Here is a 10,886-nt window from a genome sequence, read left to right on the forward strand (position 1 = left end):
CGCTAATTCCACTTCAATAAAGATAGCTTTAAAAGATTTTTATTATAATTTTTTTTTTATTTTTACTTTTTCAGTGTCCTTAATTCGTTTGCTCTAGGGTCTTTCTCACTTATTTTTCCACAGGGATCTCGCAGTTTCTTCCACTTCTTTAATTTTATAAAATAAAAAAGAATCCATTTCTGATAAGGTTAAGACAATTACGCAATAACCTTCAAAAAGGATTCTTATATTTTGGTTTTTATATCTACTATGGTCTTTTCCAACCTAAAGTCTTTAAAGTTTAAAAACAATCGGTTGCAATAATTCACCAAAAAATTGTTTTGCTTGTTGTAGTTTTTCCTCATAAATACCGAGTATAACGACTGTTGAAGGACCTGCAGATTTATAGATATCCCATGCACAGTCAAATGATATTTCGCCAAACAAGATTTGAGCTTCTTTTGAAATTCCTTTAGATCCTACCGGCCAAATACGACCAATAATCCCTTGTTGAATTGCTTCATAAATACATTTCATATTAGCGACTTTTTCCGGTTCAGCTACTAATTCGTTCCCAATTAATGGTTTGCCATATGTAAACCATTTAAGAGCTTGAATAGGTGGGAAATCTTTTACAGGTTCACCAATCATCGTAACGGCTATCCCTGATTGCATTGTCTTTATATTGGACTCCGTGCTGCCTGTTATTCTAGGTATTACCATTCCCATTTCATTAAATAATCTACTAATACCTGCTACATAGCGTTGCCAAGCATCTTCATCACTGAAATTGTGCAAAATAATTGCTTCAGGTTCTGCGCCTTCTGCCCATTGCTCAAGCAAAGTTACGCGGGCTGAAAAATAACTTGTCATATCATCTGGAACATTTACGACATCTAGTTTTTTCTGACCAATGGCGCCAGAATTGTCGGTAGTTACGATAAAACCATTCGACAATTGTAATGCATTTCTCATCTATTAATGAGCCTCTCTTCTCGCAAAAGCCTTTGATACTATAGGCATACAAATTCCCGCAATAACAACATTAATGATTGTTGCTATCAAAATCCCCGGCGTTACTCCATAGAACATTTCCGGTGAAATTAACCAATAAAATGGTAGCGGAGATAAAATGCCATTAGCAATAATAGCATATACCCATTTTAAAATTTGATGCTTATTTTGATGTAATTTCGCAAAGCCCCAAACAACAAGGAACATTTCAATAGCTATTAGAATATGGAATGGTCCATATGGAAAACCACCTACACCAGCTGAAACAATATGTCCAATCGCTGCTGCAATTCCTGCCGCAGGTGCTGGTAAGAGAGCTGCTCCTAAAAATGCAGGAGCAGAATCAAGTGCAGCGGACGTAACCCCTACAGGAATCTTAATCATTGCACCTACTGCACACAATGCGGATACCATTGCTGTTAACGTAATAATTCTTAATTTCATCATTATCTAGTCCTTTGTTTTGTCTTTTCGTCCGCCATTTCTAAACACTTTGGCACCTCGAATATATTCAATATCAGCTACATTTAATCGTGAATTTGCTACGCGTGCTGCTGCAAATAAGTAATCAGACAATCGGTTTAAATAACGTTGTACAACTGTAGGGACATCTCCCTCTTTTGCGTTTTTCAGTAATGTCACTGTTTGACGCTCAGCACGTCTAGCAATCGTCCGGGCAATATGCAAAGTAGCTGCTGCAGGCGAACCACCAGGTAAGATGAATTTTTCTAGTAATGGTGGTTCATCCATTAAGATATCAATACGTTTCTCCATTTCTTCGATGGGTTCATCTGTCATCTTATAATGGCGTTCCTTCATCACGTTTGCCAAATCACCGCCACAATCAAACAGTTCATTTTGAATATTTTCTAGGTCTTGCAAGATATCTTGGAATTTTTCTTTATCTAGTTCTGTCATTGCTTTACCAATAAAAGAATTGAGTTCATCAATTGTGCCGTATGCCTCTACTCGTAAATCGTCTTTATCTACTCTTCCACCAATAATACTTGTTTTGCCTTTGTCACCTGTACGTGTGTATAAATTCATCTCTCATCCTTCTTTCTTTTTTATTTTGATTATATTAATGAACCTAAATTATTTGAATCAATTTCATAAATAGGCTTCTTTAAATAACAAGAATTTTAATTTGTGTTAAGTAATGTATTTTTCGGTATTACTACTCATTCCGCTACAGACGGCGCTTTCCGCGGGCGAGCGTTGAGCCTCCTCGGGGCAACAGGATGTTGGTCACGGAGTCGTTGCCACAGGACGTGGCGTTCTTAGACTCCGTTCCTTAATCGCTTCCTGCGGGGTCTCACCTGTCTCGCTTTCCCGCAGGAGTCGCCATCTTCCGCTTCATTGATACGATTCTAATATATATAGCGTATAAAATAGATCTATATTGAATGTTCATTTTTTAAAATATGAAATTGATTCATCCATAAATTCTTTTTGAGTCTTCGCTAATTCCACTTAGACTAAGATGGACACACCAGATTTTCATCATAAAAATTAAGCTAATTTAACTTTTTCAGTGACCTACTTCTATAAATTTAAATAAAAATCACAACTTTTATTGTGGCTATGAATAATTCAAGATAGGAAGTTTCACTTTATTTTTTCAGCTATTCCATACCAAATTCTTGTAACTTGATCACTTACTGCAAATAATTGTTGATACAATCGTCCGAGGGTATCTCTTAATTGCCGATCTTGTTGATCAATCGGTACGATACCTCTTCCTATTTCTGATGCAATGATGATTATTTGATGTTTCTTATCTAATAATTGTAGCTGTTCTACAATTTGGGTAGCTAGCAATTTTTCATCTTGTTCAAGTAATGGTTTGATGATCTCCTCAAGTCCCGAAATAACAACTGTTTTGCTAGTTGGTGCTTTCGGTAATTGCCCTACATACCATTCAACTTCGATTAGCTCTTGTTCTTGTAGCCAGCGTCTTACATATTCATGTTTGCCGTTATAGGCACCACCGATAAAGACGTGCATCGTTTTCCCTCCTTAAAAGCTTCTCTCGTAGACCATTGAAGCTTGAACATTTCATCATGAGATACATGCCAATCCCAAAAGTTACTAGGTTCTGGTGCCAATTGAACAAGTAATGTACGGATTGTACCACCATGTAAAATGATTGGATATTTGTTTAAACCTTCTTGCAATCTTTTAAAAGCAGCTATACAACGATTGGTGACGTCTATTAATGTTTCACCAGCTGGAGGTGCAAAATGATTTGGATCATCAATCCACTTCTGATATTGAGAGATATCCTTTAAGTCATCATAAGTTTTCCCTTCAAATTCACCAAAATTACTTTCTCTAAACCCAGCATCCTCAAAATACGAGGCATTTAGAAAATAGAACTTGGCCGTTTGCCTACAACGTTTTAAATCACTACCAAAAACCATTTCACATTTACTATTTATAGCTGGCAAGTTCTGATTTGGTAAAATGGCTTCATCTGTCCACCCTAAATAGCGATGTTCGTTGTTGCTCTTTGTTCTTGCATGGCGAATTAAGTAAACAGTAACAGCGTAATCCATAACACCGCCTCCATTCCCTCAATAAATGCACCAAGCAAATCTCCAGAACTACCACGGAAATTCCGAATCGTCCACCACTTATAAAGTAGTGCTGCTACTACCACAATTATGAGTATTATCACTATCAATTGCCATTGACCACTTAACCAAACAATGAGTGAAGTACCGATTATCGTAGAAAAAATCGTGTTAATTAGCCAAAACTTGGGATGTAAATGCTGTTTAAAGAAATAACCTAATCCTTTTTCTTTTGAACTTTTCGTCTGAATGAAATAAATAGACATCCCTAATCGAGAAAAAAACGGAACCGCAATTAACCAGATCCAATTAAAATCTTGTTGTCCAACTAATTCTGATAAGAAAAATATTTTCGTTAACACCAAAAATACTAATGACATCGCACCAAAAGCCCCGATACGTGGATCATCTAAAATTTCGATACGCTTTTCTATATTACGATATGAAAAAAAAGCGTCTCCCATATCAACAAAACCATCTAAGTGTAATCCGCCAGTCCAAATCACATATCCGAACACAAGAAGAAATCCTGTTAGCATTGGGCTTATATCGGTATATGTTTGAAGTATGTAAAATATGGCTGCCATACTAGCTCCCATTACTGCTCCGAGCCATGGCAAAAAGGAGAACATGGCGGTAACGGTTTTCTTCGTTAATGGTAATTCCTTATTGATTGGTACGACGGTGAAAAATTGAAATGCCAATAATATTCCATTTATCACAGTTTTCATCATTTCACCTCTCTCTATTTCCATCTGTGAACATGGCCATATTCCATTTCAATTGCTTGTGTTGCCTGTTGTACAAACCATTGATGAAGATTTCCTAAATGTTCCTGATAAAGCTTTACCTCATGACTTTTTGATATAGGCTCATCTAATACTTCGTTGGAAACGATGACGAGTGGGACTCTCATCGAATGTAGTTGTAGAATTGTTGTTTTCATTTCAGTTATCCGTTTTTCAAGTTTCAAAGGCTGCTGCCAATTGCACGTTCCTGTTTCAAAGCCTTCATAAAACTCATTGGTTAGCCATGTTGTTACACAATCCCAAAGCACAACGTCTCCCTGTTGGATACTTGATAACAGTTGCAGTAAATTTGTCGGTTGTTCCAACGTAATCCAATTGCATTGTTGCTTTTGGCGATCAAGTTGGTGTCTTGCAATCCTCTTCTTCATTTCGTTATCAAACGCTACACCTGTAGCCACATAAACAAGTCGCTTCGTATGATAGTTTTTTGCTAAAGACTGTAACTGTTGTTCAGCATAAGCACTTTTACCACTCCGCACTCCACCAGTTATAAAGATAAATTCTGTTTCAGCCATGAAGTCATCTCCTTTTGTAACATCTTCATCGCTTTTTCATCTTTCATCCCCACTCGAAACCATTCGCCATTCATCCCTCTAAAATTTTCTGTATGGCGAAGAACAAATCCTTTTTCGAGCATATCACGGAAGAATACCTTGGTTTGCTTCGGCTGTGGTAATTGAAAACTTACATAATTCGTCACACTCATAGATGTTTTACAGCCATATCGTTGTAAAAATGCTGTAAATTCATTTCTACTTTTCTGTGCATAGTAAATGGCTTCTTCTCGATAATCATTTTCTTCCAAACAAGTAGCGCCTATAACAGCTGCTAACCCGTTAATATGCCAATGAGAAGTCTTTCTTTGCAACGTTTCTATAATGTTTGGTGATGCAATCATATAGCCTAACCGAACACCAGCAATAGCATACATTTTCGTCATAGAACGGACGATCATAATATTGGGATAGTCATCTAAATAAGGAATCATCGATGCTTTTTCGTCAATCCAATCGATAAACGCTTCATCTAAAACAATAGAACAATTTGCCTTTTTCCCTTCTTCGATGAGCAAAAGTAATTCCTCTCTCGGAGGCAATACACCGGTTGGATTATTAGGTGTACAAAGATATAAAACATCCGCTTGCTGCATCTCTACTAATATTTGATGAATTGGAAGCTTCCAAGTTGCTATATCTTCCACTTCAAGATGAACCATTTCTACGTTATTTGCCGTTAAAGTCGCTTCGTATTCAGAAAAAGTTGGATGAATAATAATCGCCCTCTTTTTCTGAAATAATGTTGCAAGTAATGAAAAGATTTCTGCTGCCCCATTTCCAAGTAAAACTTGTTCCTCACTAACCCCATGATAATTAGCCACAGCTGATAAAAATGGTTGCCCTTGTGGGTCCGGATAGCGTGAGATAAGAGGAAATAATTTGTCCCATTTTTTTCTAATGAAAGTTGGTGGTCCAACAGGGTTCACATTTTCACTAAAATCAATAATTCGAATAGGTTCTTTAATAGATAATTGTTCATATAGGCGATGCGGATTAGCTCCATGACTAGGTAATGACAATATAAATCCCCCCTATAACAACACCGATAAACCAAAACCAGATTGTGACTGCATGCATCTGTTCAATAGCTATTTTAATATGTCTTGGCGCAAGTTCTGTTTCTGGCTCTCCCATTTTTGCTCGCTCAGAAATAATTCCCTTATAGCTATTTGTACCACCTAGTTGGATTCCAAGTTGATAAGCTGTTGCTGCTTCTAAAAATCCACTATTAGGGCTCGGATGCTTTTTCGCATCTCTTAACCAGCCTTTCAAACGATATAAAAATGAATGCACGGATTCTTTTTTCGTTCCAATTAACATGAGAAATCCTGTTATTCTGCTCGGTATGTAATTAAAAACATCATCTGTATGTGCCGCAACAAATCCGAAATCGCCGAATTTTTCATTTTTATAAGCAACCATAGAATCAAGTGTATTTACAGCTTTGTACATCCAAGCTCCAGCTGCTCCAAATAGAAATGACCAAAATAATGGTGCTGTAACGCCATCACTTGTATTTTCAGAAACCGTTTCGACAACACCTCTAGTTACTTCTGGTACGGATAACTTGTCCGTATCACGCCCGACAATCCAAGAAAGTTTTACACGGGCTTCTTTTATATCGCCCTCCACCAGTGGAGTGTAGACATCCATTGCCGCTTGTTGAAGGCTCTTTTGTGCTAATGCTATGGCAATCATAACTCCTTCTACTAATATGCCGAAGATTGTACCCACCATATAGGCAGCAATAACGATTAAATAGGATACGATTGTTGTAATCCCAACAACTAAAAGAACTAGAAGAAGCCCTTTCAACTTTCGATATTCCCCTTTATTTAGCCGAGTTGTTAACCACTGAATCGTATTTCCAATCCATCTTACCGGATGTGGCATCTTTGGAGGATCGCCAATTAGACGATCGAGCATGACGCCAAGCGTGCAGGCGATTAAATGTGCTAACAATTACAGGACCCCTTTCGCACGTTTATACTCTTGTAATGCAATGCATGTTGTTTCGAATACACCACGGCCGATTAATTTACCGATTCCTGTAATAGTCCCTGCATATTCGAAGAATGGTTCCCTTTGTGTAGCAGCAATTAGTACACTATCTGTTGAAGTTCCGGTTGCAGTTGTTTTTGAAACTGGGTCTTGAATATTCTCAATTGCTAAAGCTTTTACTTTCGCTTCAGTCGCTGTTATCATCGCTTGCATAAAAGATTCATCCGTTAATGTACCATTAACGAAAACCCATGTATTGATCGTTCCAATATGAGGTTTTTCAGAACGTTCATATGCTTTCGAAACATCAACTGCATTTCCCACACCCGCTGTTACGGCAACAACGATGCTTCCACTCGTAGATGAAAACTCCCTAACTACAACATGCTTAGATGCGACTGCTGTCATCATGGCTACTGTATTAGACGGTGAAAAACCATATTTCTCAAGGTATTGCTTTAATTCTTCATGTGCATCTTCAGCCATATAATTTTTGTTAACTGCTCGATTGATAAATGTTTGGAACCATCCAAAGCCTGCATTATGAACTGCAGAAGAGACCGTTTTTAAAGGAAAAGATGTTTGTAATTCAACAAATTCATCACGAATTTTTATTTGTTGTGCAGTGATTTTAGAAGTTCTTTGTCTTTCCTCTTGTAATTCTGGTATTAAGGTAACTTGTGGCTTCGGTAATACAGGGTGTGGATAACTCGAAACTTTCGTATGGTAGACCTCCATCACTTGCTTCTCTTTTAAAACTTCATGTGGTTCACCCATTGAGCTAATTTGTCCATTTTCAAGTAAAAGCAATTGATCACAATAAAGAGAGGCTAAATTCATATCATGGAAAATAGAAATAACTGTTAAACGATTATTTACAACCTCATGCCGAATCATATCCATTAATTTTCGCTGGTGTTCGATATCTAAATGATTAGTCGGTTCATCTAATAGCAATAAATCAGCGCGTTGTGCCAACGCCTGTGCAACAAATGTCCGCTGCTGCTCTCCACCTGACAGAAACTCTAAATGTTGGTCTTTGAATTGAGCAATTCCCGTTTGTTCCATTGCGGTTGTAACAGCTTCTTCATCCTCTTTCGACCATGTTTGAAACCAGCTATTTTGATATGGATAACGTCCAATTGATACGGTTTCACGAACTGAATGTGAAAATGCATGTGCATGCAATTGTGGCAATATAGCCATTTTCTGTGCTAATTCTTTTGTTGTATAATCCTCTCGATTTTTTCCATCTATTAGAACTGTGCCACTGGTTGCCGTCAATATTCCACTAATTACTTTAATAAGTGTTGACTTTCCACTCCCATTCGGGCCTAATATACCGACAAACTGTCCTCTATCCACAGTAAAGGAAATATTTTTGATAATCGGCTTTCTCGGATCATATCCACCACTAAGTTGGTTTACAATAAGCATTTCTATGCTCCTTTCGTTCTACGTTGACGGAAGAAAATATAAGCAAAAACTGGTGCTCCAATAAAGGCTGTAATGACACCAATTGGTAATTCTGTTGGAGCAATGACTGTTCTAGCCAGCAAGTCACATACGATCAGCAACGATGCCCCGTTGATAAAAGATAAAGGTAAAAGATGACGATGATCAGCTCCAAACAGTAATCTTGTCATATGTGGTACGACTAGACCAATAAAGCCAATCGTACCAGATACTGCAACTGCCGAACCAGTTAACATAGAGCCTCCGATTAAAAGCATTAGTTTACTTCTCTTCACATTAACTCCTAAATATTTTGCTCGTTCCTCTCCAAATAACATAGCGTTTAGTTCACGACGATTTAACCATAGTATTAACGAACCAATTACGATGAATGGCAAAATCATTTTGACATAAGGCCACCCACGCATCGATACGCTCCCCATCAACCAGCTAATTATTTGGCGAAGCTCTTCTCCTGTTAGTGCAATCATTAGCGATATGACCGAGCTTAAAAATGAACTCACTATGATTCCTGTTAAAATAAGCGTTTCCATCTTCATAGAGCGATCGACCAATCTAGCAAATCCCAAAACAGCAAACAATGATACCAATGCCCCTAACATACTGAAAATGGGTAATGTATAAATCCCTAATACAGGGGCTGTAATACTGAAAAAGAGCGTCATCACGGCACCAACTGAGGCACCGGATGACACTCCTAACGTATATGGATCGGCAAGCGGATTTTTTAACAATCCTTGAAAGGCAGCACCAGCAATAGCTAATGCAGCCCCAACAAGTCCAGCTAATATGACACGGGGCATACGAATATTCCATAAAATATTTGTTGCCGTTTCATCAGCTCCAGTATTCCATAACGTACTAATTGGTACCTTTACAGAACCTACAGAAATACCGAGCCATATACTCATCAATAGAATGAGTATGGCTACGATATATCCGACTACTATTTTCCTCATTTAAATGCCTCTGGATAAACAGCTTTTGCTATTTCCTCTAACCCATCAGCAAGGCGAGGACCAGTTCGAGCTGTTAAATTTTGATCTACTAGCACAACTGCGTTATTTTTAACAGCAGTAACACTGTCAAAGCCTGGACGTTTTTTTACTTTCTCTACGATATTCGGAACATAATCTTCCATCACAATAATAGTATCTGGATTACGTTTGATAATCTGTTCTGGATCGATTTTGAACCAACCTGACTGATCATCCGCAACATTTTTTATATTCGCTAAGTTGAAGATTTCTTGCATAAATGTATCTTTACCTGCTGTGTAAATATCAGGTACATCTGAGGTTTCAACAAAAGCAGTTCGTTGTTTAACATTCGCTACTTTATCCTGTACTTCTTTTACTTTCGCTTTCATATCAGCAACGATTTGATCTGCTTTTTGTGGTTTATTTGTAATTTGACCGAGTTGTTTGATTGTGTCATATGTTTCTTCAAAATTTGTTGCATTTTTTACAACAAAAACGGTAATCCCTGCATCTTTCAATTGTTGTAATCCTGATTCAATTGATTTTGCATTCGATTCATGTGCAAATACAACATCTGGTTTTAAACTTAAAACTTTTTCAACATTGAATTCCATACCGCCTACTTTTTCTTTTTTGGTAGCGGCTTTTGGATAATCATCGTTATCACTTACACCAACGATTTTGTCGTCTAAACCTAGTGCGAATAAGATTTCTGTATTACTTGGGATCAGTGATACGATTTTTTTCGGTTCTTCTTTGAATTCTACCTCATTCCCAAGTGCATCTTTTACTGTCATAGGGTATGTAGTTGTTTTGTCCGTAGTTTGAGTAGTCTTTTCACTTTTCTCAGTTGATGATTTTTGAGTTTCGCTTTGATTGCATCCAACAAGTAGAACAAACGCCATTGTTAGTAAGAAACCCAGTTGCCAAATTTTTTTCATCAAAATGCCTCCTTCATAAAAAAATGCCTCTCGTTTTTTCGAGAGACATCATGATTCCAGTATATTTAAGTACACTAGCACCCTTCTATCCTCGTAGTTATTGGTGATTTTAGTCCGGTAGGTATCCTGGCTTGTGTTCATCGCGTATCGCGCCTTCCCAAAAAAAATTTTTCAGTGGCCATGACGAATTGCTCACACATACAGTGGCGGGACCGCATCGGACTTTCACCGATTTCCCTTTTCAATCAACATTTTGTAAATGTCGAAAACCGTACTACTTATCTATTGAATTGTTTATCATTATACCGAATATTTGTTTTTTATGAAAGACAAGGTTAGATAATAGTTTTTTTCTATAGCATTTGAAACAAAAAATGACCTTAAAATAAACAGCAGTAAGCTTCTCCTCTTTGGAGATTTTACTGCTGTCCACGGTTTCAATCTGAATCTATTTCATAAATCCATTTTTGTTTTTAAATAGGATCATTTCAACACATTAACTTTTCAATATATAGATTTTGAGTATTCCGCTGCAGACAGGCGCTTTCCGCGG

12 protein-coding genes and 1 riboswitch are annotated in these 10,886 nt (G+C 37.4%); all 12 genes read right to left on the reverse strand.

Annotated features, from left to right (window positions below):
* Positions 1-273: 273 nt before the first annotated feature.
* Positions 274-954, reverse strand: a complete 681-nt coding sequence (locus ABE048_RS08525) for an alpha-ribazole-5-phosphate synthase (protein WP_430310585.1) — start codon at positions 952-954, stop codon at positions 274-276.
* A 3-nt stretch (positions 955-957) separates the two neighbouring features.
* Positions 958-1,440 carry an ECF transporter S component gene (locus ABE048_RS08530; RefSeq protein ID WP_430310587.1) on the reverse strand — a complete coding sequence of 161 codons (483 nt, stop codon included), beginning with the start codon at positions 1,438-1,440 and terminating at the stop codon, positions 958-960.
* A gap of 3 nt (positions 1,441-1,443) precedes the next feature.
* Positions 1,444-2,040 (reverse strand): cob(I)yrinic acid a,c-diamide adenosyltransferase, encoded by a 597-nt coding sequence (locus ABE048_RS08535; RefSeq protein WP_430310589.1) that lies wholly within the window; start codon positions 2,038-2,040, stop codon positions 1,444-1,446.
* Between the two features lie 561 nt (positions 2,041-2,601).
* Complete coding sequence (locus tag ABE048_RS08540; protein WP_430310591.1) at positions 2,602-3,000, reverse strand: bifunctional adenosylcobinamide kinase/adenosylcobinamide-phosphate guanylyltransferase; 399 nt, start codon at positions 2,998-3,000, stop codon at positions 2,602-2,604.
* Positions 2,952-3,551, reverse strand: coding sequence for a histidine phosphatase family protein (locus ABE048_RS08545; protein WP_430310593.1), 600 nt, complete (start codon positions 3,549-3,551; stop codon positions 2,952-2,954). The genes ABE048_RS08540 and ABE048_RS08545 overlap by 49 nt, the downstream gene beginning before the upstream one ends.
* Positions 3,524-4,300: an adenosylcobinamide-GDP ribazoletransferase gene (cobS, locus tag ABE048_RS08550; protein WP_430310595.1), complete on the reverse strand. Its 777-nt coding sequence runs from the start codon at positions 4,298-4,300 to the stop codon at positions 3,524-3,526. Before cobS ends, ABE048_RS08545 begins: the two co-directional genes overlap by 28 nt.
* Before the next feature lie 14 nt (positions 4,301-4,314).
* Complete coding sequence (locus ABE048_RS08555; protein ID WP_430310597.1) at positions 4,315-4,893, reverse strand: bifunctional adenosylcobinamide kinase/adenosylcobinamide-phosphate guanylyltransferase; 579 nt, start codon at positions 4,891-4,893, stop codon at positions 4,315-4,317.
* On the reverse strand, positions 4,866-5,954 hold the full coding sequence (locus tag ABE048_RS08560; protein WP_430310599.1) for a pyridoxal phosphate-dependent aminotransferase: 1,089 nt from the start codon (positions 5,952-5,954) through the stop codon (positions 4,866-4,868). The genes ABE048_RS08555 and ABE048_RS08560 overlap by 28 nt, the downstream gene beginning before the upstream one ends.
* Complete coding sequence (gene cbiB, locus ABE048_RS08565) at positions 5,941-6,897, reverse strand: adenosylcobinamide-phosphate synthase CbiB (RefSeq protein WP_430310601.1); 957 nt, start codon at positions 6,895-6,897, stop codon at positions 5,941-5,943. The genes ABE048_RS08560 and cbiB overlap by 14 nt, the downstream gene beginning before the upstream one ends.
* Positions 6,898-8,373 (reverse strand): adenosylcobinamide amidohydrolase, encoded by a 1,476-nt coding sequence (locus ABE048_RS08570; RefSeq protein WP_430310602.1) that lies wholly within the window; start codon positions 8,371-8,373, stop codon positions 6,898-6,900. It abuts the gene before it with no gap.
* Between the two features lie 2 nt (positions 8,374-8,375).
* Positions 8,376-9,371, reverse strand: coding sequence for a FecCD family ABC transporter permease (locus ABE048_RS08575; RefSeq protein ID WP_430310604.1), 996 nt, complete (start codon positions 9,369-9,371; stop codon positions 8,376-8,378).
* Complete coding sequence (locus tag ABE048_RS08580; RefSeq protein WP_430310606.1) at positions 9,368-10,333, reverse strand: ABC transporter substrate-binding protein; 966 nt, start codon at positions 10,331-10,333, stop codon at positions 9,368-9,370. The genes ABE048_RS08575 and ABE048_RS08580 overlap by 4 nt, the downstream gene beginning before the upstream one ends.
* A gap of 99 nt (positions 10,334-10,432) precedes the next feature.
* A riboswitch (cobalamin riboswitch) is annotated at positions 10,433-10,622 on the reverse strand.
* Positions 10,623-10,886: the final 264 nt, after the last annotated feature.

The organism is Rummeliibacillus pycnus, assembly GCF_050459865.1.
GTDB classification, from domain to species: Bacteria; Bacillota; Bacilli; order Bacillales_A; family Planococcaceae; genus Rummeliibacillus; species Rummeliibacillus pycnus_B.